The following is a 22,566-nucleotide window of genomic DNA, read 5'->3' on the forward strand; positions in this document are numbered from 1 at the left end:
CCGATGATCCGCTTCGACCTCGTCACCGCGCTGCCCGGCCTCGTCCAGAGCCCGTTGCAGCACTCGATCCTGCAGCGGGCGCAGGACAAGGGGCTCGTCGAGGTGGCCGTCCACGACTTGCGCGACTGGGCGCCCGGCAAGCACCGCCAGATCGACGACATCCCGTACGGCGGGATGGGCGGGATGGTGCTCAAGCCCGAGCCGCTCTTCGCGTGCATCGAGGCGCTCCAGGCCGAGCACGGGCCCTACGACGATGTCATCTTCCTGACGCCCGACGGCGAGACGCTGACCCAGCCTATGGCCAACCAGCTCTCGCTGACGGGCAAGCTCTTGCTCATCGCGGGGCATTACAAAAACGTCGACCAGCGCGTCCGCGACACGCTCGTCACGCGCGAGATCTCGGTCGGCGACTACGTGCTCTCCGGCGGCGAGCTCCCGGCGCTCGTGCTCATCGACGCCGTCGCCCGGCTCGTCCCGGGCGTGCTCGGCGACGCGGGCTCGGCGCTCAGCGACTCGTTCCAGGACGGCCTGCTCGACGCGCCCAGCTACACGCGCCCCGCCGACTTCCGGGGCCTCGAGGTCCCGCCCGTCCTGCGCTCGGGCGACCACAACGCCATCCTGGCGTGGCGCGAGGCGCAGCGCCTGGAGCGCACGCGCGAGCGCCGCCCGGACCTCCTGGGCGGTGCCGACGACGGCGCAGAGGGGGCGGGCGAAGAATCGCTGTAGACCGCATCCCGGGCGCGTCTCTGCCTCGCCACTCCCTACCTTTCATGTTCGCGCCGACGGCGCACTCACCCCAGCCGATTCAGCCATGGCGACCGACCTCATGGGCCTCGTGGAGGCCACCCAGCTCCGCGACGACATCCCCACCTTCGACTCGGGCGACACCGTCCGCGTGCACGTCCGCGTGATCGAGGGCGACAAGGAGCGCGTCCAGCTCTTCGAGGGCGTCGTGATCTCGATCCAGAACGGCGGGACGGCCGAGAGCTTCACCGTGCGCAAGATCTCGAACGGCGTCGGCGTCGAGCGGATCTTCCCGTTCGCCAGCCCGCGCGTCTCCAAGATCGAGGTCGTCCGCTACGGCCGCGTCCGCCGCGCCAAGCTCTACTACCTCCGCGGGCTCCGCGGCAAGGCCGCCCGGATCACCGAGCGCCGCCGCTCCTAAGGGCAGGAGGAGACGAGCAGACGTGTAGAGGAGAAGAGGACGCGCTCCAGCCCGCGCGGGCCGGCGCTCTGTCGTCTTCTCCTCTCATTTTCTCCCTTCTCTCTGCGATCTCATGCGTCTCGCTGTCTGGCCTGTTCCGCCCGCACGGGCGCTAGCGTCGGCCCTGGCCGACCTCGTCACTGAGACCGTCGAGATCGAGCCGCACGAGGCTCGCGCGGCGCTCGACGAAGGCGGCGTCGACCTCGCGCTCGTCCCGACGCTCGACGTGCTGCGCGCCCCCAGCGGGCTCGCCGTCGTGCCGGGCGTGGTGCTCGCCGGCGAGCGGAGCCCGCGTCGCCAACTGGTCGTCGGCTCGGCCCTCGATGCCATCGAGACGATCGCCTTTGACCCCCGAGACTCGCAGGAGGCCCTGCTAACGCAGCTCGTCCTGCGCGAGCACTACGGCAGCGCCGCGACGTTCGCGCTGTCCGACCCCGAGGCCCCCGTCGCCGACGCGCTCGCGACGTCGTCGGCCGCGCTCGTCGGCTACCGCGACCCGGTCCCGGAGGGCGCCTTCGCGCTCGACATCGGGCAGGAGTGGACCGACCTGACGCTGCGCCCCTACCCGTGGGGCCTGCTGGCGGCGCTGGCGGGAACGCTCGACACCGTCGCCGCGATGCGCATCCGGGGCGCCATCCGCGCCGCCGGGCCGGCCGGCCTCGACCACGACGGCGTGCTCGCCTACCAACTCACGCTCGACGGCTACGCCAACGACGGGCTGGACCAGATCGCGGAGTACCTCTTCGCGACGGGCACGCTCAGCGACGTCCCAGCCGTCCCCTTCCTGACCGTCCCCGAGGCGGACGAGGAAGCCGACGACGAGGACGAGTAGCGATGGCCGAGGGACGCAAGACCATCGCCACGAACCGCCGGGCCGGGTTCGACTACGAGATCCTCGAGCGCTTCGAGGCGGGCGTCGTGCTGACGGGCTCGGAGGTGAAGTCGCTGCGCCAGGGCTCGGCCCAGATCGCCGAGTCGTTCGTCAAGCTCACCCGCCAGGGCGCCGACATCGTCAACCTGACGATCCCACCGTACGAGATGGGCGGGCACTTCAACCACGAGCCGCGCCAGACGCGGCGACTGCTCCTGCACCAGGCCGAGATCGACAAGCTCCGCAAGGGGACCGAGCAGAAAGGGATGACCATCATCCCGACCAAGATCTACTTCAAGGACGGCCGGGCGAAGATCGAGGTGGTGCTCGGCAAGGGCAAGAAGACCGTCGACAAGCGGAATACCATCGCCGAGCGCGAGTCGAAGCGACGGCTCGACCGCGTGATGAAGGAGCGGTAGGGAGAGCGAGCGGAGGAGACGAGGAGCAGAGGAGGCCCCGGTTGCCTCATTCGAGAACCGGCTCGGCGCCTCGCTGTGCGTTTCCTTCGCCTGCTGGCGCGAGACTCCCCGTAGCGCCGTTGCCTGCAACGGCGTCGAGCCGAGCGCAAGCCCACCTGCTGGCGCAAGCCGGTCGCCCTCCCCCGGCCCCTCCCGTCCAGGAGGGGAGGATCAGTCGGAGGGCCCCGCCCGTCGGCTGGCTTGAGCCCACTAGGACGTCCCCTCTCCCCTCGGGAGAGGGGCAGGGTGAGGGTGTCCTGGCGCGAACCCCGTCGCCTCAGGCACGCCTCAGCGCACGCTCCGCACACGTCCTCCCCGGCATGCCTTGACACGGCCGCGCCGGGCCCCGACGTTGGGGCACCTCCCGCCCCCGGCACGTCCCGGTCCCCGATGCGCACTGCTCTCGCCCTCGCCCTCCTCGCGCTCGCCGTCGCGGCCCCCGCCGCGCAGACCGCGACGCCGACGGAGCGCGGGCTCGAAGCCTACAGCGAGGGCCGCTTCGGCGACGCCGTCCGCCTGCTCGGCCAGGCCGTCTCGGCGTCCCCCGGCGACGCCGAGGCGCACTACCTGCTGGCGCGCGTGCTCTACGACGAGAACAACCCGGCCCGCGACGAGCGGCGCGCAGGCAACGAGATCGAGGCGGCGCTCGCGCTCGAGCCCGACAACGTCGTCTACCTCGTCGCGCAGCTGGAGCAGTACCGCGCCGACACCTGGAACCTGCTCCAGGAGATCTACCGCGCGCGCCGCCGCCGCGAGATCGCCCAGCACCTGCTGACCATCGACTCCACCAACGCCTTCGCACACGAGGAGCTCGGCGTCCAGGCCATCGTCGACTACTACCAGTACCGGAACGCGCTCAAGTTCCAAGGCCTCGAGTTCCGCGACCCGGGCGTCACCGCCAACGAGGACGGTGTCGAGGCCCCAACGCAAGAGAACGAGCTCGGGACGCCCGGAATCACCAACATCGAGGCCACCGACGCGGGCGTCACCGGCAACGTGGGCTCGGCGTTGGGCGGCCAGTTTGGGGAAGAGATCGCGGACCGGTTCGACATCAACGAACTGCGCCGCCGGGGCGTGGCGGTCACCGACTTCGCGCCCCGCGCCGAAGCCTCCTACGACGAGGCGGTCTTCCACCTGCGCCGGTCGCTGCAGGCCGACCCGCGCCGACGGCCGGTCTACGACCACGCCGTCCGGCTGGCGACGCTCGCAGGCCAGTACGAGGATGTGCTCCCGGACCTTGCCGAGATGTACGTCCACTTTCCCGAGGAGGCCGGGATGTGGCTCTACACGGGGATGGTGAACCACCGGCTCGGCAACTACGAGGCCGCCGACGTGGCGTTCACGCAGGCCCTCGAGTTGATGGACGACGACACCCGGGAGGCCTTTACCGACCTCACTTTGATCCTGCCGCCCGAAGAGTGGCGCGCCTTCCGCGACGACCCCGACGGCTTCGCGAACCGCTACTGGACCAGCCGCGACCCCCGGTTCCTCAACGAGGTCAACGAGCGCAAGACGGAGCACTACGCCCGGCTGGTGACGGCCGAGCTGCTGTACCGCTCCGAGGACCTCGACATCGCCGGGTGGGACACGGAGCGGGGCCGGCTGCACGTCCGCTACGGGCCGCCCGAGACCGACGTGGTCATCGAGGGCGGGTTCGGCGCGGTCGTCGAGCAGTTCGCCGGGCGCAGCGACGGGTTCGCCATCGACGCCGTCGACGCGGGGTTGCAGGCGGCCAACCGGTTCAACGTGTGGGACTACGGCGACGGCGTCCGCTTCGTGTTCGAGGACCCGGGGCGCAACGGCCAGTTCCGCCTGTATTCGCCGCCCGCCGACGTGTTCGGACTCGTCGGCACGCGCAACCCTGGGGCCATGGACTTCGTGGAGCGGGCGCAGGCCGAGGTCCGCCGCCAGCCCGAGCGCTACCAGTTCCAGGCGCCCGGCCGCCAGGTGCAGCTCCCGTTCCGCGTGGCCGCCTTCAAGGGCGAGGCCGGCCGGACCGACCTCTACGTCAACTACGGGATCCCCGTCGCCGCCGCGCCCAATGCCGACACGGCCGTGCAGGAGGACGTCGACGTGACCGTCAAGACGGGCGCGTTCCTGATCGGGCCCGCGCGCGACCTCCTCGTCGAGCGGCGGCGGACGGTCTACGGCCTCAGGGGCGCCCAGATCGTGCCGTTCGAGCAGACCCGGCTGTGGACCAGCACCGAGCCGCTGACGGCCGTGCCCGGCGACGGCTACCAGGTGTCGCTCGAGTTCGAGACCGCCTCCGGCGGGACGAGCGCCGTCCAGCGCCGCGACGTCGACGTGCCCGACTTCTCGGGCGACCGGCTCGCGCTCTCCGACGTGCTGCTGGCGTACGACGCCCAGGAGGCCGACGCGCCCGTGCCGGGCCGCGTCTTCCGCGACGGCGTCTCGGTCCAGCCCGCCCCATGGGGCGTCTTCGGCGTCGGCGACCCGATCTACATGTACTTCGAGGCCTACGGGCTCGGCCAGGCCGACGGCCGGACCGACTACGAGGTCGAGGCGAGCCTGCGGCCCAAGGACACCGCGCGCGGCCTGCGGCGGCTGGCGCGGCGCGTCTTCGGCGGCGACGGCACGGCCGTCTCCTCGGCCTTCGAGGTCCAGGGCGACCGGCCCGACGACACGGTCTACCTCTTCCTCGACGCGACCGGCCAGGAGCCCGGCCTTTACACGCTGACCGTCACGGTCCGCGACCGGGTCTCGGGTGCCGAGGCCGAGCGCGAGACGGACCTGATGCTGGAGTAGCGGGAGGGGAGGCGCCCCCCCCATCCCGGTAGCGCCTCCATTCCTCGGTTCCTCCTGTTGCCCGAGCGGGCCGGGGCGTGCTAGCCTCCAGACATGTCGCGCACCCGTCGGTCGATCCCGCTCCGAACGCGTCGGCGCCTGGCCGCCCGACGGCTTCGCCAGCCGGTCCGCTGGGCCGTCGCCCTCGCGGTGCTGACCGTCGCCGTCGCGGGCGTGGTCGCCGCGACGCAGCTCCCGGACCGGACGTGGGCCGAGGCGCCGATCCGGGTCGGGCCCGACCGCACGGTCGTCGTCGCCGACCTCGTGCGGGGGGACCTCGCGCTGGCCGGGCTCCGGCCGGGCGACCGGGTGCTCGTCGTCGACGGCGACACGATCACGCGCGCCGAGGCGGCGCGGATGGAGACGCTGCGCCGCTTCAAAACCGTCGGCGACACGTTCTCGGTCGTCGTCGAGCGCGGCGGTGCCGAGCGGACGCTGACGGTCGTCGCCGGGCGGCAGGCGACGGCCGACGCGCGCCGGTTCGGGCTGTCCCGGAGCGCCATGAGCGCGGTGAGCGACGCGCTCATGGTGCTGGCGCTGCTGGCCTTTATCGGGGCCGGGGCGACGCTGTTCGTCCGGGCGCGGGGCCGGGGCTACCGCGCCCAGCTCGGGACGGCGCTCGTCGCCGTCGCCGGCATGTTCGGGTTCGGGCCCCTCCAGAACACGGACCTCGTGGGGGCCATCGGGATGTGGGCCGTCGCCGTGGTGGGGGTGGCGATCATCGTAGCCGCGAGCGCGCTGCCCCTCGTGACGAGCGCGCTCGTCCGGTTCCCCGACGGCCGGTACGGACCGCCGTGGACGCGGCGGACCGGGCGGATCGCGGCGGTCGGCTTGGCCGTCGTCCTCGGCATGGTGATCGCAGCCGACCTTCTCGACCTGCCCCGCACCGCGTTCGACCTGATGGGGCAGGGGCTCCTCATCGGGATCGTCGGGCTCCCGGTCTTGGGGCTCGTCCAGAAGTACCGCCGCTCGGCGGCGGCCGACGTCCGCCAGCAGATGAAGTGGGTCGTGCTCCCGCTCGGCGTGTTCGTCGCGATGCTGGTGGCCGTCCCGTACGCCCACGAACTCGTGCCGGCGCTCGACCCTGGGCGCCGCGCGACGGGGTACCTGTTCCAGAAGGGCACGACGATCCTGCTCAACCTCGGGCTGGCGGCCATCCCGCTCGGCGTGCTCGCGGGCGCCCTCAAGTTCCGGCCGTGGGACGCCGACCTGTGGATCGCCCGGTCCGCCGCGGTCGGCGCGGCGACGCTGGGGCTGGCGGCCGTCTTCGCGGGCGGCGCCGAGGCGCTGCGCGTCGGGCTCCGGGTCTCGATGGGCGACGGGGCCGACTCGGTCGCGGCGGCGCTCGCGGCCGTCGTGGCGCTCGTCGTGTTCAACCCTGTCCGCGAGTGGCTGACGAGCCGGGCCGATGCGGACCTCGCGCGGGCGCGCGAGAGGATCACCGAGCGGCTGCCGCTCCTGCTGGCGGGGCGCCAGGTCGTCGCCTCGCCGGGCGAGATCGGGCGCGTCGCGATCGCCGCCGTCCGCGAGGCGCTCCACACCGACCGCGCGGCCGTGCTCGACCTCGACCCCGAGGGCTGGGAGGCCGTCGCCGTCGAGGGCGTGACGCGGGAGGAGGCGCTGGCGTGGGCCGAGGCCACGCTCGACGCGGCGGCGCTGCCGGCCTGCTCGGAGCAGGTCTGGGAAGACCCCACGTTCGTGCTCCGCGTGCCGCTGCGGTCGGCCGAGGACGAGGTCGTCGGTGTGCTCGCGCTGGGCACGCACGGGCAGGGGCGCGGCTACAGCACCGAGGAGCGCAAGGCGCTCGACGCCGCGTCGCGGTCGCTAGCGGAGGCGCTCCGCGTGGCCGAGCGGCGCGAGCAAGCGCAGGCGCGGCAGTACGCGCGGCTGGCGACACTCGTGGACCGGTTCGAGGGCGCGGGCGGGGACGGGGCGCCGCCCGCAGGCTGACCGCGTCACCGAGCCGAGGGGACTGCCGCTAGCCGGCGGCCTTCGCCTGCACCGACGCGTCCATCCCGGCCACCTGATCGCGGAGGTCGGCCTTGTACGCCTCCAGCGCGACCGCCAGCATCGGGTCGGCCGTCGCCAGGATCTGGACCGCCAGCAGCGCTGCGTTCTTGGCCTGCCCAATGGCGACCGTCGCGACGGGCACCCCGCCCGGCATCTGGACGATCGACAGCAGCGAGTCCATCCCGTCGAGCGCCCGCGTCTGCACCGGCACGCCGACCACGGGGAGCGTCGTCGAGGCGGCGATCATGCCTGGGAGGTGCGCCGCGCCGCCAGCCCCGGCCACGATCACCTTGAGGCCTCGGCCCCGGGCCGTCCGGGCGTAGTCGGCCATCGCGTCCGGCGTGCGGTGGGCGGAGAGGACGCGCGCTTCGAACGGGACGCCGAAGGCGCGGAGCACGTCGGCGGCGGCCTCCATGGTGGGCCAGTCGGACTCGGAGCCCATGGCGAGGCCGACGAAAGGGGAGGACATCGGAGAGGGGGAGGGTGGAGGGGAAAGATCGCGCTCCCAGAGGGTCCGCCCCCCACACTCGCTATTGGTCGCCTTCGAAGCGCCGGTACCGGGCGTTGATTCCGCAGTACAGCCCGTACGCCGCCAGCCCGAGCCCGACCCCGCCGAGCAAGACCGCGCCGTAGGGCTGGTCGCGCAACGTCGTGAGCGCGCCGTCGAGGCCCACGGCCTCCGACGCGTCGGACTGGAGCGCGGCGACCGCCAGCGCCACCCCGATGATGCCGTAGACCACGCCGCGAGCCGTGAGGCCGACCTGCCCGAGCCGGCGGACCGTCTCGCGCTGACTGGCCGCCTCCCCGCTCAGGGCCAGCTTGTCCATAAAGTCGCCGCGCCGGGCGCGGACGATCTCGTAGACGCCGAACCCGCCGATCGCGAGCGCCACGAGCCCCAGCACGAGCCGTCCGCCCGGGAGCGCGAGCGCCGCCTGGGCGCCCTCCGAGGCGCCGGCGCCGCCACCCCCGCCGCTCTGGAGGATCCGGTACGCGGCGACCGCGAGCGCGGCGTACGACAGCCCGCTGACGACAAACCCGACGCGCCTGACGAGCCCCTCCGTGTCGGTCCCCTCGCGTTCGGGGTCGAGCACGGCCATCGCCAGCCGCCACACGGCGTACGCCGCCAGCCCGAGCGCGAGCGCCGTCAGCAGGACGCCTCCGAACGTGGTCTCGGCGACCGTCTGGAGCGCGCCGCGCTGGCCCTCCGTCGACCCGCCGTCGAGCGCGGTGTCGACGGCCAGGGCGCCCAGGAGCACGTAGAGCACGCCTTTGAAGGCGTAGCCGATGCGGCCGGCGGTTTCGAGGGGGTGGCGGGTGACGGCGGTCGACATGGCGAGAGAGAGGGGGGCCGTTCGACTCCTTGGCCCCGGCTGTGGGTCCGCGCTACAGCCGGATGGCGGCGGCGGCGGCCTCGGCGCGGTCGCGGGCCGTCGCGGCGTCGTCGGCCGTGACGGTCACGTGGCCCATCTTGCGCTGGGGCCGGACGGTGTCCTTGCCGTAGAGGTGGACGCTCGCGCCGGGCACCGCGAGGGCGTCGCCGATCTCGGGGGCCGTGTCGCCCTCGCGGTCGCCGAGCACGTTGACCATGCAGGCCGCCGGCACGCGCAGGCCCGGCTCGCCGAGCGGCCAGTCGAGGACGGCGCGGACGTGGTTCTCGAACTGCGACGTGTGGCTCGCGTCGATCGTCAGGTGCGCCGTGTTGTGGGGCCGGGGCGCGACCTCGTTGACGAGCACGGCGTCGCCGACGACGAACAGCTCGACCGTCGCCACGCCGGTCAGGTCGAGCGCGGCGACCGTCGCCAGCGCCACGCGCCGGGCCTCGGCCTCGGCGGCGTCGCCGAGGTCGGCCGGCGCGGTCGCGGCCCAGAGCCGGTGGTCGCGGTGCTCGCTGCGGACGGCCGGGTACACGGCGGCTTGGCCGCCCGGCCGCCGCGCGACCGTCACGGCCGCTTCGGCGCGGAAGTCGACGAACGACTCGACGAGCAGGCCGTCGTCGGCCGCGAGCGCCTCCCACGCCGCGTCGACGTCGGCGGGCGTGCGGCACGTGGCGTTGCCGTAGCCGTCGTACGAGCCCTCAAAGCGCTTCAGAACGGCGGCGCCGTAGCGGGTGACCGCCGCCTGTGCTTGCGGGAGCGTCCGTGCCCAGGCGTGGTCGGGCTGGGGCAGGCCGGCGTCGGTGAACGCCGCCCGCTGGCGCCCCTTGTGGCGGATGGTGACGAGCGGCGCGACGCCCGGCCGGACGACGGCACCCGGCGCGGCGGCGACGAGCGCGTCGGCCGGGGCCCACTCGCTCTCGACCGTGATCGCGTCGCAGCCGGCGGCCCAGTCCGCGAGGACCCCAGCGTCGCACCAGTCGGCGACGGTGATGTCGGCGAAGGCGCGGCCGGTCCCGCTCTCGTGGTCGGCGAGCACGCGGACCGAGACGCCCAAGCGATTCGCGGCGAGCGCGGTCATGCGGGCGAGCTGGCCGCCGCCGAGGATGCCGAGGATGGGGAGCACGGGCACGAGAGGGGAGACCCCGCAAGCTACCGGCGGTCTCACGCCTCGTCCGCCTAGCTTGGCCGGACCCCGCCACCGCTTCCATGTCCGACCTCCTCGACACCGCCATCGCCGCGCACGGCGGCGCCGAGACGTGGCGCACGGTCGACACGCTCCGCTTTCGGCTCCGTGTGCGGGGCAACATCCTGATGCTCCGGGGGCGGTCGCCGCGGACGCGCGCGCTCACGGCGTCGCTCGCCGCGCACCGCGTCCACGCCCGCCTCGATCCGTTCCCCGGGCCCGGCCGCGTGGGCGTGCTCGACGGCGACGAGGTCTGGATCGAGGACGCCGACGGCACCGTCCTCCAGCGCCGCCCGCGGACGCCCGCGGGCCAGCGCCAGGGCCGGCTCTGGGACGCGCTCGACGAGCTCAACTTCCTCGCCTACGCCTTCTGGAACTACGGCACGACGCCGTTCCTCCTGGCTCGCCCCGAGATCGCCACGCGCGAGCTCCCGCCCGTCGACGGCCCCGGCGGTCCGCTCCGCCGCTTGGTCGCCACCTTCCCGCCGTCGATCCCGACGCACAGCCGCGAGCAGACGTTCTCCTTCGGGCCCGACGGTCTCCTGCGCCGCCTCGACTACACGGCCGACGTGTTCGGGCCGATCGCTCACGGCGCCCACTTCTGCCACGCGCCGCGCGCCTTCGATGGCCTCGTCGTGCCGACGCACCGGCGCGTGGTGCCGTACGCGCTGCGCCGGTTTCCGAACCGGGCGCCCGCCGCGATGGAGGGCTGGATCGACGACGTGGCGGTCGAGCGGCGGCACGGGTAGCGCTAGACAGTCACGGCCGATTCCGACGTCCGCTCGCGCTACGCCTCCGCATCTTCTGGCTCGTCCTCTTCGACCTCGTCGGACTCGTCGTCGTCGACCTCGCCCCCGTTGAGCACGTCGAGGTCGATCTCGCGGACGTTGAGGCCGAGGCCGCCCTCCGTCTTGGCGCGCTCCAACTCCTCGGCGAGGAACGGCGCCGTCGGCGTGTCCGCTTGCGCGAGCCCCTCGGGCGTGCCGGCATAGAGGATGTGCCCGCCGCCCGCGCCGCCGTCTGGCCCGAGGTCGACGACCCAGTCGGCCTGCTTGGCGACGTCCATGTTGTGCTCGATGACGAGGACCGTGTTGCCCTTGTCGACGAGCGCCTGAAGCACGAGTAGGAGGTGCCGGACGTCCTCGAAGTGGAGGCCGGTCGTGGGCTCGTCCAGGATGTAGAGCGTGCGGCCCGTCCCGGGGCGCGAGAGCTCCTTGGAGAGCTTGATGCGCTGGGCCTCGCCGCCCGAGACCGTCGTGGCCTGCTGGCCGAGCCGGATGTAGCCCAGCCCGACCGCGTCGAGCGTGCGGAGCTTGCGGGCGATGCGGGGGACGGCGCTGAAAAAGTCGAGCGCCTCCGAGACCGGCATCTCGAGCACCTCGGCGATGCTCTTGCCCTTGAACTTGACGCCCAGCGTCTCGGCGTTGTAGCGCCGCCCCTTGCACGTCTCGCACTCGACGTAGACGTCCGGGAGGAAGTTCATCTCGAGCTTCATGATGCCGGCGCCCTTGCACGTCTCGCACCGCCCGCCCTTGACGTTGAACGAGAACCGCCCCGGCTTGTAGCCCCGGATCTCGGACTCGGGGAGCCGTGCAAACAGATCCCGGATCAGGCCAAACAAACCCGTGTAGGTCGCCGGGTTCGAGCGCGGCGTCCGCCCGATCGGCGACTGGTCGATGGCGATCACCTTGTCGACGTGCTCCAGGCCGGTGATGTCGGCGTAGGGGAGCGGGACCGTGCGCGCGTTGTGGAAGTGCTGGGCCAGGATCGGCGCGAGCGTCTGGTTGATGAGCGACGACTTGCCCGACCCGGAGACGCCGGTGACGACCGTCAGCGTGCCGAGCGGGACCTCGAGGTCGACCGCGTCGAGGTTGTGGCCGCGTGCGCCGGTGAGCGTGATCGACGTGCCGTTGCCCGTGCGCCGCTCGCTCTCCTTGGGGGTCGGGACGGCGCGTAGGCCGGCGAGATACGCCGTCGTCAGCGACTCGGGCGGGGCGCCGTCGCCCTCGAACGTCGAGATCGTCTCGGGCGGCCCGGCCGCCAGCAGGAGCCCGCCGAACTCGCCCGCGCCGGGCCCTAGGTCGACCACGAAGTCGGCCGCCTCGATCATCTCGCGGTCGTGCTCGACGACGAGCACGGAGTTGCCCAGGTCGCGCAGGGCGGTCAGGCTGGCGATCAGCTTGGCGTTGTCGCGGGGGTGGAGCCCGATCGACGGCTCGTCGAGCACGTACAAGACGCCCGTGAGCTGCGTCCCGATCTGGGTCGCGAGCCGGATCCGCTGGGACTCGCCGCCCGACAGCGTCCGCGCGGGGCGGTCGAGCGTGAGGTAGTCGAGCCCGACGTTGAGCAGGAAGTCCAAGCGCTCGCGGATCTCCTTGACGATGGGCTCGCCGATCGTGGCCTGCCGTCCCTCCAGTTCCAGGTCGTCGAACCACTGGCGGACCGCGCGCAGGTCCATCTGCACCAGGTCCGCGATCGAGGCGTCACCGTCGTACGTGTGCGTGTTGCCGATGCGGTAGCTCAGAGACTCGGGCTTGAGGCGGCCGCCCTCGCACACCTTGCAGGCGCGGATGCGCATGAACGCCTCGCCCCACTGCCGCTGCGACTTCGAGGACGCGTTGTCGAGCGTGTGCTGGACGTGCCCGTAGACGCCGCCGTAGCGGTGCTGGTACGTCACCTGGCGCCCCTTGTAGCGGTACGCGATGTCGAACTGCTCGTCGCCCGCGCCGTCGAGAATGACGCCGCGCTGCTGGTCGGTGAGGTCCTGGAACGGCGTCTCGTAGTCGAAGCCGTAGACCTCGGCGACCGCCGCGAGCTGGCTAAAGACCCACACGTCGCGGGGCTTGCCCAGTGGCGCGAGCGCGCCCTCGGCGATGCTCTTTTTGGGGTTCGGGACGACAAGGTCCGGGTCGATCTCCTTGCGCACGCCGAGTCCGTTGCATGCCGGGCAGGCGCCGTACGGGCTGTTGAACGAGAACGAGTTGGGGGACGGGTCGTCGTAGCTGAGGCCGTCCTCGGGCGCGGTGAGGTGCCGCGAGAACAGCGTGTCGCCCTCCGCCTGCGCCTCCGGATCGCCGCTTTTGTCGACCTGCGCGATCAGCGTCCCGCCGCCCATGCCGAGCGCGATCTCGACGGCCTGGGCCACGCGCGGCCGGATCTCGGGCTTGACGATCAGCCGGTCGACCACGACCTCGACGTCGTGAACCTTGTAGCGGTCGAGCTGCATGCCCTTGGTGATCTCGCGCACCTCGCCATCCGTCCGGACCCGCTCGAACCCCTGCTTGGCGACCTGCTCGAACAGGTCGCGGTAGTGGCCCTTGCGCCCGCGCACGACCGGCGCCAGGATCTGGACGCGCGTGCCCTCGGGGAAGGCCGCGATGGCGTCGATGATCTCGTCGTCGGACTGCCGCCGCATCGGCCGGCCGGACTTGTACGAATACGCCTCGCCCGCCCGGGCGTAGAGCAGGCGCATAAAGTCGTAGATCTCCGTCACCGTGCCGACCGTCGAGCGCGGGTTGCGGGACACCGTCTTCTGCTCGATGGCGATGACCGGGCTCAGGCCGTCGATAAAGTCCACGTCGGGCCGCTCCATGACGCCCAGAAACTGGCGGGCGTACGACGAGAGCGACTCCATGTAGCGCCGCTGGCCCTCGGCGTAGATGGTGTCGAAGGCGAGGCTCGACTTGCCGGAGCCGCTGAGGCCGGTGATGACCACCAGCTCGTTGCGGGGGATGTCGAGGTCGATGCCCTGGAGGTTGTGCTCGCGGGCACCGCGGATCAAGATTCGGTCGTCCATGCGGAGGCGTCCGGGGAGAGGCGGGAGGCGGCCGGTGAGAACCGGCGGTGGGGGGCGCCGTTCCGTCCGGCGCAGCCGGAGAGCTAGCACGGCCCGGTGCCGCCGTCGTGTCAGCGGGTCCGCCTCGGCGGACGCTTCACCGAGGCGGGCCGGCGGAGCCACGCCGTCCGATCCGCGTAGGCGGCGTTCTCTCTGCCCGCGACCCATGGCCGACGCCCGCCCAAACCCCGCCATCGTCGTCGTCGACGACGACCCCGAGGTGCTCCGCGCCGTCGCCCGGGACCTACGGCGGCGTTACGGTGAGGACTACCGCGTTATCCGGACCACGTCGGGCGCCGAGGCCGTCGACGCCGTCCGCCAGCTGGCGGAGCGGGGCGAGGCCGTGGCGCTCGTGCTCTCGGACCAGCGGATGCCCGGTCTCGACGGCGTGGCAACGCTGAGGGAGTCGGCCGAGCACGCGCCGGGCGCCAAGCGCGCCCTGTTGACGGCGTACGCCGACACCGACGCCGCCCTCGCCGCGCTCAACGAGGGCCGCGTCGACTACTACCTGCTCAAGCCGTGGGACCCGCCCGAAGAGAAGCTGTACCCCGTCCTCGACGACCTGCTGGCGGACTGGCGCGCGGCGTGGCGGCCCGGTTACGGCGGGCTCCGTGTCGTCGGCGACCGGTGGGGCGCCGACGGCCACCGCTTGCGCGACTTCCTGTCCCGCAACCAGATCCCGTACACGTTCCTCGACATCGAGCGCGACGACGAGGCGCAGCGGCTCGCGGGCGACGACGCGCTCCCGCTCGTGCTCACGCCCGGGGGCGGCCGGCTGGCGAACCCGTCGAACGTGGAGGTGGCCGAGGCGGCGGGGCTGCAGCACCAGGCCGAGCGCGACTTCTACGACCTCGCGATCATCGGCGGCGGCCCGGCCGGCCTCGCGAGCGCCGTCTACGGGGCGTCCGAGGGCTTGAAGACGGTGTTGGTGGAGCGCGAGGCGCCGGGCGGGCAGGCCGGCACGTCGTCGCGGATCGAGAACTACCTCGGCTTCCCGTCCGGCCTGTCGGGCGCCGACCTGGCGCGGCGGGGCGTGTCGCAGGCGCGGCGGTTCGGCGTCGAGATCCTGTCGCCGGTCGAGGTGGCGGCGGTGCGGGTCGAGGGCCCGTACAAGGTGCTGGAGCTGGCGGGCGGCGGCGAGATCGCGTGCCACACGCTGATGCTGTCGCTCGGGGTCGACTGGCGCAAGCTGCCCGCCGACGGGGCGGACCGGCTCGAAGGGCGCGGGGTGTACTACGGGGCCGCGATGACCGAGGCGATGTCGTGCACCGACGAGCAGGTGTTCGTGGTCGGCGCGGGCAATTCGGCGGGGCAGGCGGCGCTCCACTTTGCCGAGTACGCCTCGAACGTGACCATGCTGGTCCGCAGCGGCGACCTCGCCAAGAGCATGAGCCAGTACCTCGTCGACCGCATCGAGGCGCACGGTGCCATCGAGGTGCTGCTGGGCGCCGAGATCACGGCGTGCCACGGCGACGACCGGCTGGAGCGCGTGACGATCCGCGACAACGGCACCGGCGAGTCGCGAGAGGTCGAGACGCACTACGTGTTCGTGTTCATCGGGGCCGCGCCCAAGACCGAGTGGCTCGCCGACCTGCTGGCTCGGGACGAGCGCGGCTTTCTCCGGACCGGGCCCGACCTCGCGGGGGCCGACCTCTCGGGCTGGCCGCTCGACCGTGCGCCGTTCCTGCTGGAGGCCAGCGTGCCCGGCGTCTTTGTGGCCGGCGACGTGCGCCACGAGTCCGTCAAGCGCGTGGCGTCCGCCGTCGGCGAGGGCTCGGTCGCCGTCGCGTTCATGCACCGCCACCTCGCGTCGCTGTAAGAGGGATGCGGGATCGAGAGATGGGCAGAGGCGCCCATCGCGAGCCCCGGATCGCTCTCCCATCCCGTACCCCTCCATCCCTCCGACTCCCATGCTGACCGCCGCCGATTTCGAGATCGTCCCCGAGTTTCGGGACCAAGCCCCCGCCGATCTCGCGTGGCTGGCGGAGACCACCGAGGAGCGAACGCACGCCAAAGGCACCCGGCCCTTCGAGAGCGGCGATGTGGCCGAGGAGATGTTCATCGTGCTCGACGGGTCCTTCCAGATCTTCACCGCCAAGGACGGCGGGCAGCGGCTGCCGTTCGCAACGATCCGCGCGGGCGAGATCTCCGGGCTGCTCCCGTTCTCGCGCATGGAGACGTTCGCTGGCGAAGGCGTCGTGGTGGAGGCCGTGCGGATCGCGGTGCTCCACAAGCGGCACTTCTGGGAGATGATGGAGCGGATGCCCGAGGTCGGCCAGCGGCTGGTCGCCCGGATGACGGACCGCGTGCGCGAGACGTCGCGTCTCGATCAGCAGCGCGAAAAGATGCTGGCCCTCGGCAAGCTGTCAGCCGGGCTGGCGCACGAGCTCAACAACCCCGCCGCTGCGATCGCGCGTGGGGCGTCGGACCTCGGGGAGCGGTTCGCCAGCATGATGCCCCTCGTGTCGCGGTTGGTGGGCCACGGGCTCTCTCCGGACCAGGTGGAGGCCGCGCGCGCCGCCTTCCGGACGTGCACGGCCCCGTCGCCGGGCTCGATGTCGGCGCTCGACCGGAGCGCGAGGGAGGACGAGCTGGCAGACTGGCTCGACGACCACGGCGTGCCGCACGCCTACATGGTGGCCGAGGTGCTGGCCGAGGAGGGCGCCACGCCGAGCGCCCTCGACCAGCTCGCGGCCGAGGTGCCCGAGGGCGCGGTCGGCGACATGGTGCTGTGGATCGAGAAGGGGATGGCCGTCGAGCGGCTGGTGGGCGAGATCGAGCGGTCGGCCGGGCGGATCTCGGAGCTGGTGGCCTCGGTGAAGTCCTACTCGCACATGGACCGCGCGCCGGCGCGCCAGGCGACGGACCTCCGCGAGGGCATCGATCAGACGCTGACGATGCTGGGCCACAGCGTGCGCGCGAAGAACCTGACGGTCGAGCGCGACTACGCCGACGACCTGCCTGAGGTGTGCGTCTTCCCTGGCGAGATCAATCAGGTCTGGACGAACCTCGTGGACAACGCCATCGACGCGGCCGACGAGGGCGGGACGCTGGCGATCCGGACCTGGGTCGAGGGGCAGCTGGTGTGCGTGGCGCTGACGAACGACGGCGACGGGATCCCGGAGGAGACACTGGCGCGCATCTGGGAGCCCTTCTTCACCACCAAGGCGCCCGGCGCGGGGACGGGCCTGGGGCTCGACGTGGTCCAGCGGATCGTGGCGCAGCACAGCGGCCGGATCGACGTCGTCAGCGAGCCGGGGGCGACGACGTTCACGGTGTGCCTGCCCATCGACGCGCCGGCGCCCTCGCCGGAGGGGGCGTAGGGCCGGAGGGGTTCGCTCGGCACCCCCCCGCCAACTCGTGCATCGCTCCGCTCAACGCGGGGGCAGGGAGTGGCCGCCCGCTGGCGGAGCCGCTCCTCCCGGGGGGGAGTGCGGTTACCGAACGACGATGCCGACGCGGGCCTCGCGGCCGGGCGTGGGCCAACCGACGACGAGGGGCCCGTCGCCCCGGCCCGGACGTGTCCGGGCAGCGGTGTAGCCGCGGGCGTCGAGGACATTCCGCAGGTCGAGGCGGAGGGCGACGCTGCGCCCGAGCGCCAGCCCGGCGCCGAGGTCGACGACGGCCTCCGCGGGCAGGACGACGGTGCTGGCGAGCGCGCCCGTCCGGTCGGACTGGGCCCAGACGCCGCCGCGCAGCGCGACCGGCCCGCGCGTCGCCTCGGCCCACACGCTCGCCGCATGGCGCGGCGCGAAGGGCAGCCGCGTGCCCGGCGCCACGTTGTCGTCCTCGATCACTTCGGCGTCGGTGAAGGCATAGCTGGCGAGCGCGGTGACACCGCCGAGCTGGGCGCGCGCCTCGGCCTCGACGCCCCGGCTCCGCTGGCGCCCCGTCTGCTCGAAGAAGCCGCCCGGGCCGACCGTCAGCGCGTCGTCCTTCTGGATCCAGAACGCCGCGATGGAGGCCGCCGCGACGGCGCCCTCGACCTTGACACCGCCCTCGACCTGGACGCCGCGCGTGGGGCGGAACGGCTGGCCGTCGCGGTCGACGCGGTTGACGACGGGGTTGAAGGAGGCGCCCGACGAGACGTAGAGCGCCAAGCCGGGGGCCGGCTCGACGACCAGTCCGGCCGACGGCGTCGCGGCCGTCACCGATGCTACGCGCTCGCTGACGCCAGCGGGGGCGTCTGGTGTGTCGGCGAGCGCGAAGATGGTGGCCTCGGCGCGGACGTGCGACAGGCGCAGGGCGCCGACCACATGGACGGGCACGGCGCCCAGGACGACCGTCGCGCGGTCCTGCACGAAGGCGCCCGCGTCGAGGCCCCGGACGCTGGCGTCGAGGTAGGGCACGTCGGCCGTGTGGTCGACGCCGGTGGGGGCGGGGGCGTTGAGGGCGACGGGCGGGATCGCGGCGAAGGTCGTCGTGCCGTCGGCGATGGTGAGGGCGGCGTCGCCGTCGGCCTGGGCCCAAGCGCGGATGGCCTCGGCGCCGACGGTGAGCGTGTGGGCGACGGGGCCCGTCCGGACACGCGCATCCGCGAAGGCGGCGCCCTTGAGGTAGGTGAACGCCAGCCGTTCGGACCGCAGCGACCGCGCGACGAGTGGGGCGCCGATCTCCTGCCGTGAGGTCAGGCTGTCGAGCGCGAGCAGGCCCCGGTCGAGCACACTCCGCGAGACCGAGGCGTGGGCGCGCAGGGCCAGGCCGGGCCGCGTGGCATGCGCGGCGTTCACGAACACCCCGCCCGAGCGCCAGCGGCGGGGGGCGTCGGGCTCGCCAAAGGTGCGGTCGGCGGGGACGGCGTCGAGCGCGTCGGTGCCGTCGCCGAGCGCGGCGATCCCAGGGTCGTAGCCGACTTCGGTCCTCTCCGCCTCCGCGTCGACATCGAGGAGCAGCCGCCCGCGCGTCCACCGCAGGGCCGGGGCCACGAACGCGGCGTCGCCAGTGACGCCCTCGCGGAGTGCGGTCCGCTCGACGGAGGCGTTGAGCCGCGTCGCCAGCCCGCCGACGGGCGCGCCGAGGTCGACCGCCAGCCGGCCCGTTCCGAGCGTGCCCGCGTCCGCCTCGGCCTCCGCATGGCGCCCGGCGCGGGGCTTCTCGGTGATAAAGTTGACGACGCCGCCCGGCTCCAGCCGCCCGTAGAGGACGGACGCCGGGCCGCGCAGCACCTCGACGCGGGCGACGTTCGCGCGGAGCCCGTCGCTGAGGTACGGCACCTCGACGCCGTCGCGGCGGACGCCGCCGCCGGTCTGGTCGGTCTCGAAGCCGCGCAAGACGGGGATCGCGCCGGGCTCGCCGCTCGCCCTCGTCGTCGCGCTGGGCACGTTGCGGAGCGCGTCGCGGGTGTCGCGGGCGCCCTGGGCGTCGAGCACGCCGGACGAAAGCACGGACACCGCCTGAGGGACGAGCCGGACCGGCGCTTCGGCGCGCGTGGCCGTCGCGCTTTGCCGGGCCTCGACGACGACCTCGGCGATGCCGGAGACGGCCGGGCGGAGCCGCAGCGCGAGCTCGGCTCGCTCGCCTGCGGCCAGGGCCAGCGTGGTGTCGAGGCGGGCGTAGCCGACGGCCGAGACTTGGAGCGCGACCGACCCGGGCGGCACCGCGACCGAAAAGCGCCCGGCCGCGTCGGTCGCCCGGCCCGTCGTCGCATCGCCCACCGTCGCCGTGACGGCCGCGCCGATCACCGGCGTCCCGGTCTCGGCGTCGGTGACGGTGCCGGCGACGCGAGCGGTCTGGGCGCTGGCGCCCGCCGCCAGCAGGGCCAAAGCGAGGACGAGACGCCGCACCTAGCGGCGCTGGACAACGAGCGTCACGTCGCCCTGGAGGTCGAACGGGAGCTCGCCCAGGATGCCCGTGACGATGCTGGCGGGGGCCGTCAGCGCGACCTGGTTGGTGACCGTCGCGTCGGCCTGGAAGAGCGCCGCGACGCCGTCGGAGATGAGCACGAGCGTCTTGGCCGTCGCCGAGGCCTGGTAATCGCCCGTGATCGTCTCGTCGGGCCGGACGGTCTGGTTGACGATGGCCGTGAAATCGGCGACGAGCGTGAAGGTGCCGTCGGCGGTGAAGGTCACGCGCAAGTCGTCCAAGAACGGCTCGGTCTGGCCCGTCCGGTCGCCGGTCGCGTCGGCGACGCTGACCAGGCCCCAGGTGCCGGTGTAGAAGGCGGCGTCCAGGCGGAGCGCGTCGTCGTCGCTCGAGTCGCAGCCGGCGGCGAGCAGGGCTACGGCGAGCAGGGGGAGGAATCGGAGGCGCATCGGGTCGGAGGGGGGAGAGGCCCGAAGGTAGGGCGCCGCTACAGCCCGGACGACACGACGGGCGCCTGGTCGGCGCTCCGCCAGTCGAGCGCGGGCCACCACCGCTCGACGGGCGGTGGCGCGGCCACGTAGACGGGCTGGCCCGGCTTGGGGGTGGCCACCGGCACACCCCCGGACTCGGCGGCGACCAACACCCGCTCGACCGGCTCCGTCCACCCGTGCAGCGCGAGGTTGAACGTGCCCCAGTGGACCGGCACCATCACCCCGCCCCGCGCATCGACGACGGCGCGGACCGCTTGCTCGGGCCCGAGGTGGACGTCCGCCCACGCGGCATCGTAGGCACCGGACTCCGCGAGCGTGGCGTCGAACGGGCCCAAACGCTCGCCGATCTCAGCGAAGTGCGGGCCGTAGCCGCCGTCGCCGGTCGCATACAGACGCGCCCCGTCTCCAAAGACCGCCCACCCGCACCACAGCGTCCGGTTGCGGTCGAGAAGCTGGCGGCCCGAGAAGTGGCGCGCGGGCGTGCAGACGAGCCGGAGCCCGCCCACCTCCGCCTCGTCCCACCAGTCGTGCTCGGTGATCCGGTCGGCCGGCACGCCCCACCGCTCCAGGTGCGCGCCGACGCCGAGGGGGCACACCCAGCGCGGGACGGACGGCGCGAGATGGCGGACGGTCGCGTGGTCGAGGTGGTCGTAGTGATCGTGTGTGAGGACGACGGCGTCGAGCGCGGGCAGCTCCGCCAGCGGCAGCGGCGGCGCGTGGAAGCGGGGCACGCCGAACAGCCGCCCCGGCGAGGCGTGGTCGCTGAAGACGGGGTCGATGAGCAGACGCCGCCCCTCGATCTCAACGAGCGTCGTACCGTGGCCGAGCCACGTCAGCCGCAGGGCCTGGGGCTCGTCGAAGTCGGCGCGCGTGCGGGGCTCGGTGGGGACCTCGCCGTCGGGCGTCCGCGTGGCTGCGCCGCCAGTGACGAACTCCCACATCACGCTCGGCGAGGCCGACATCTTGACGGGGATCGGGTTCTGGAACGCCTTCCCGTCCCATTGCGGGGAGCGGCGGACGGCGGCGCGGCGATCCCCGGTGGGGGCGGCGCCGAAGACGGAGGGGAGGGCGAGCACGTCGGCGGGTCGGTGAATCGGTGGTCAGGGATCGGCAGACCGATCAAGGCCCGGTGGTCGGGGCAGATCTCAACGGGCCCCGGCGGATAGCGGTCCCTCGTTGCTGGTTCTCCTTAGAACGGCTTGCAGGGGAGGGTGTCGGTACCCGGGCGGGAAAGGGTTGCGATGGGTGCGCGGGAGTCGGGCAGCGGCGACGGGGCGTGTCCATCGGCGTGGACAGGCGAGGCAACGTCTGGCGCGTTTGGGACGATTCCGGCGCTCGGCATGGCCGTTGTGTACTGGGAGTGTGACCTCACCCGGCCCTGTCGCGGCTCCCCTCGTGCGCACCACCCAGCGCGACCGTGACTTCCCACCGCCCTCTCCGTCATGAACCGATCCCTACTCTCTCTGACCGCCCTGGCCGGGCTCGTCGCGCTCTCCGGCTGTGCTGGGCTGGGCGCCTACGGCGACCGCTACGGGAGCGGTGACTACGGCGACTACCGCCGCGCCCCCCGTGGCAACCACGACGGCAACTACGGCCGCACGGGCCGCGACTACCGCCGCAACGTCGAGCGCGACGCGCGCCACTACGTCGACGAGTTGGACCGCTACCTCCGGATCTCGAACCGCGAGGAGCGGGCCATCCGCGACCTTCTGGTCAGCCGGACATACCGGCTCCTCGACCAGACCGCGTACAGCCGCCACGGCAGCGTCTACCCGTTCCCACGGGGTTCGAGCCGCGCCCGGGGATGGTGGGCGAACACGGACCGCGAGATCGACCGGCTCCTCGACCGCCGCTACCGCGAGCCCTACGCGTACTACAACCGCTACGGCGGCGCGCGCTACAACGACTACTACCGCAACCGGCGGTACGACGAGCGACGCGGCTGGTACGAGACGCGGCAGCGGTACGACAATGACAACCGTGACGGCCGCCGCACCGACGCCCGCCAGGATCGCCGCGCGCAGGAGCGCCGGGCGGACCGGCGCGAGGACCGCCGCGACGACCGTGTCGACCGCCGCCGGGCGGAGACTCGCCGCGACGCCCAGCGACGTCAGGAAGCCGAGCGCCGCCAACAGGCTCAGCGTCGCCAGGAAGCGCAGCGGCGACAGGAAGCCGAGCGTCGCGACTCTCGTCGCAGCAACGACCGGCGCAGAAATGACCGCCGGGCCGAGCGCGACCGGGACGATGACGACGATGACGACCGCGCCCGCTCGCGCCGCGACACCGACCGCCGAGGCAACGACCGCCGGGCGGAGCGTGACCGCAGCGACGACGACCGCGCGCAGTCCCGCCGCAACTCGCGCCGCAACGACCGCCGCCGTGGCAACAACGACGACGACTAGGCTCAGGCCCTCGTCCCCCCCGCACGCGCCCGCTCCTCGGAGTGGGCGCGCTGCGTTTAGGCCCGCCCCGCAGGGGGCGCTCCGACCTCAGCGCCGACGCGGACAAACCCGATACCGACGTCCCGCTCG

Annotated in this window: 17 protein-coding genes; 10 read left to right on the forward strand and 7 right to left on the reverse strand. The window is 73.2% G+C overall.

What is annotated here, in order from left to right:
- Positions 1 to 3: 3 nt before the first annotated feature.
- From trmD to ACLII4_RS07465, 6 genes are all read left to right on the forward strand, one after another.
- Positions 4 to 726, forward strand: a complete 723-nt coding sequence (gene trmD, locus ACLII4_RS07440) for a tRNA (guanosine(37)-N1)-methyltransferase TrmD (RefSeq protein WP_412070269.1) — start codon at positions 4 to 6, stop codon at positions 724 to 726.
- A gap of 85 nt (positions 727 to 811) precedes the next feature.
- A complete protein-coding gene (gene rplS / locus ACLII4_RS07445) occupies positions 812 to 1,165 on the forward strand; it encodes a 50S ribosomal protein L19 (RefSeq protein ID WP_412070270.1) in 354 nt (117 codons plus the stop codon).
- A 112-nt stretch (positions 1,166 to 1,277) separates the two neighbouring features.
- Positions 1,278 to 2,036, forward strand: a complete 759-nt coding sequence (locus ACLII4_RS07450) for an MqnA/MqnD/SBP family protein (RefSeq protein ID WP_412070271.1) — start codon at positions 1,278 to 1,280, stop codon at positions 2,034 to 2,036.
- Between the two features lie 2 nt (positions 2,037 to 2,038).
- Complete coding sequence (gene smpB / locus ACLII4_RS07455; RefSeq protein WP_412070272.1) at positions 2,039 to 2,494, forward strand: SsrA-binding protein SmpB; 456 nt, start codon at positions 2,039 to 2,041, stop codon at positions 2,492 to 2,494.
- 429 nt (positions 2,495 to 2,923) lie between these two features.
- Positions 2,924 to 5,299, forward strand: coding sequence for a GWxTD domain-containing protein (locus ACLII4_RS07460; protein WP_412070273.1), 2,376 nt, complete (start codon positions 2,924 to 2,926; stop codon positions 5,297 to 5,299).
- 93 nt (positions 5,300 to 5,392) lie between these two features.
- Entirely contained in the window at positions 5,393 to 7,288 is a 1,896-nt protein-coding gene (locus ACLII4_RS07465) for a PDZ domain-containing protein (RefSeq protein WP_412070274.1), read from the forward strand.
- Positions 7,289 to 7,316: 28 nt separating this feature from the next.
- On the opposite strand, the gene purE is transcribed toward ACLII4_RS07465, so the two are convergent.
- The 3 genes from purE to ACLII4_RS07480 form a co-directional block, all read right to left on the reverse strand.
- Positions 7,317 to 7,817 (reverse strand): 5-(carboxyamino)imidazole ribonucleotide mutase, encoded by a 501-nt coding sequence (gene purE / locus ACLII4_RS07470; protein ID WP_412070275.1) that lies wholly within the window; start codon positions 7,815 to 7,817, stop codon positions 7,317 to 7,319.
- Between the two features lie 61 nt (positions 7,818 to 7,878).
- The gene (locus tag ACLII4_RS07475) at positions 7,879 to 8,679 is read right to left on the reverse strand and encodes a DUF1206 domain-containing protein (protein WP_412070276.1); all 801 of its coding nucleotides are present in this window, start codon (positions 8,677 to 8,679) and stop codon (positions 7,879 to 7,881) included.
- A gap of 52 nt (positions 8,680 to 8,731) precedes the next feature.
- Positions 8,732 to 9,847, reverse strand: coding sequence for a 5-(carboxyamino)imidazole ribonucleotide synthase (locus tag ACLII4_RS07480; protein WP_412070277.1), 1,116 nt, complete (start codon positions 9,845 to 9,847; stop codon positions 8,732 to 8,734).
- An 83-nt stretch (positions 9,848 to 9,930) separates the two neighbouring features.
- On the opposite strand from ACLII4_RS07480, the gene ACLII4_RS07485 reads away from it, so the two are divergent.
- Complete coding sequence (locus ACLII4_RS07485) at positions 9,931 to 10,656, forward strand: hypothetical protein (protein ID WP_412070278.1); 726 nt, start codon at positions 9,931 to 9,933, stop codon at positions 10,654 to 10,656.
- Positions 10,657 to 10,694: 38 nt separating this feature from the next.
- Here the strand turns inward: ACLII4_RS07485 and uvrA are convergent, their stop codons facing one another.
- Positions 10,695 to 13,703, reverse strand: coding sequence for an excinuclease ABC subunit UvrA (gene uvrA, locus ACLII4_RS07490; RefSeq protein ID WP_412070279.1), 3,009 nt, complete (start codon positions 13,701 to 13,703; stop codon positions 10,695 to 10,697).
- 205 nt (positions 13,704 to 13,908) lie between these two features.
- Between uvrA and ACLII4_RS07495 the strand changes: the two genes are divergently transcribed.
- Both ACLII4_RS07495 and ACLII4_RS07500 read left to right on the forward strand, forming a co-directional pair.
- Complete coding sequence (locus ACLII4_RS07495; RefSeq protein WP_412070280.1) at positions 13,909 to 15,561, forward strand: FAD-dependent oxidoreductase; 1,653 nt, start codon at positions 13,909 to 13,911, stop codon at positions 15,559 to 15,561.
- Between the two features lie 91 nt (positions 15,562 to 15,652).
- Positions 15,653 to 17,065 carry a sensor histidine kinase gene (locus ACLII4_RS07500; protein ID WP_412070281.1) on the forward strand — a complete coding sequence of 471 codons (1,413 nt, stop codon included), beginning with the start codon at positions 15,653 to 15,655 and terminating at the stop codon, positions 17,063 to 17,065.
- A 114-nt stretch (positions 17,066 to 17,179) separates the two neighbouring features.
- Here ACLII4_RS07500 and ACLII4_RS07505 read toward each other — a convergent pair whose 3' ends face one another.
- The 3 genes from ACLII4_RS07505 to ACLII4_RS07515 are packed head-to-tail and all read right to left on the reverse strand — an operon-like array spanning position 17,180 to position 21,111.
- On the reverse strand, positions 17,180 to 19,525 hold the full coding sequence (locus tag ACLII4_RS07505) for a TonB-dependent receptor domain-containing protein (RefSeq protein ID WP_412070282.1): 2,346 nt from the start codon (positions 19,523 to 19,525) through the stop codon (positions 17,180 to 17,182).
- Positions 19,526 to 19,993 (reverse strand): hypothetical protein, encoded by a 468-nt coding sequence (locus ACLII4_RS07510; RefSeq protein WP_412070283.1) that lies wholly within the window; start codon positions 19,991 to 19,993, stop codon positions 19,526 to 19,528.
- A 38-nt stretch (positions 19,994 to 20,031) separates the two neighbouring features.
- Complete coding sequence (locus tag ACLII4_RS07515; RefSeq protein ID WP_412070284.1) at positions 20,032 to 21,111, reverse strand: MBL fold metallo-hydrolase; 1,080 nt, start codon at positions 21,109 to 21,111, stop codon at positions 20,032 to 20,034.
- Positions 21,112 to 21,477: 366 nt separating this feature from the next.
- On the opposite strand from ACLII4_RS07515, the gene ACLII4_RS07520 reads away from it, so the two are divergent.
- The gene (locus ACLII4_RS07520) at positions 21,478 to 22,437 is read left to right on the forward strand and encodes a hypothetical protein (protein WP_412070285.1); all 960 of its coding nucleotides are present in this window, start codon (positions 21,478 to 21,480) and stop codon (positions 22,435 to 22,437) included.
- Positions 22,438 to 22,566: the final 129 nt, after the last annotated feature.

It is taken from the genome of Rubrivirga aquatilis, assembly GCF_046845665.1.
Taxonomy (GTDB): Bacteria; Bacteroidota; Rhodothermia; order Rhodothermales; family Rubricoccaceae; genus Rubrivirga.

Coding starts and splice junctions, on each gene's coding strand:
- trmD (WP_412070269.1), top strand. CDS start 4: ATGATCCGCTTCGACCTCGTCACCGCGCTGCCCGGCCTCGTCCAGAGC.
- rplS (WP_412070270.1), top strand. CDS start 812: ATGGCGACCGACCTCATGGGCCTCGTGGAGGCCACCCAGCTCCGCGAC.
- ACLII4_RS07450 (WP_412070271.1), top strand. CDS start 1,278: ATGCGTCTCGCTGTCTGGCCTGTTCCGCCCGCACGGGCGCTAGCGTCG.
- smpB (WP_412070272.1), top strand. CDS start 2,039: ATGGCCGAGGGACGCAAGACCATCGCCACGAACCGCCGGGCCGGGTTC.
- ACLII4_RS07460 (WP_412070273.1), top strand. CDS start 2,924: ATGCGCACTGCTCTCGCCCTCGCCCTCCTCGCGCTCGCCGTCGCGGCC.
- ACLII4_RS07465 (WP_412070274.1), top strand. CDS start 5,393: ATGTCGCGCACCCGTCGGTCGATCCCGCTCCGAACGCGTCGGCGCCTG.
- purE (WP_412070275.1), bottom strand. CDS start 7,817: ATGTCCTCCCCTTTCGTCGGCCTCGCCATGGGCTCCGAGTCCGACTGG.
- ACLII4_RS07475 (WP_412070276.1), bottom strand. CDS start 8,679: ATGTCGACCGCCGTCACCCGCCACCCCCTCGAAACCGCCGGCCGCATC.
- ACLII4_RS07485 (WP_412070278.1), top strand. CDS start 9,931: ATGTCCGACCTCCTCGACACCGCCATCGCCGCGCACGGCGGCGCCGAG.
- uvrA (WP_412070279.1), bottom strand. CDS start 13,703: ATGGACGACCGAATCTTGATCCGCGGTGCCCGCGAGCACAACCTCCAG.
- ACLII4_RS07495 (WP_412070280.1), top strand. CDS start 13,909: ATGGCCGACGCCCGCCCAAACCCCGCCATCGTCGTCGTCGACGACGAC.
- ACLII4_RS07500 (WP_412070281.1), top strand. CDS start 15,653: ATGCTGACCGCCGCCGATTTCGAGATCGTCCCCGAGTTTCGGGACCAA.
- ACLII4_RS07510 (WP_412070283.1), bottom strand. CDS start 19,993: ATGCGCCTCCGATTCCTCCCCCTGCTCGCCGTAGCCCTGCTCGCCGCC.
- ACLII4_RS07520 (WP_412070285.1), top strand. CDS start 21,478: ATGAACCGATCCCTACTCTCTCTGACCGCCCTGGCCGGGCTCGTCGCG.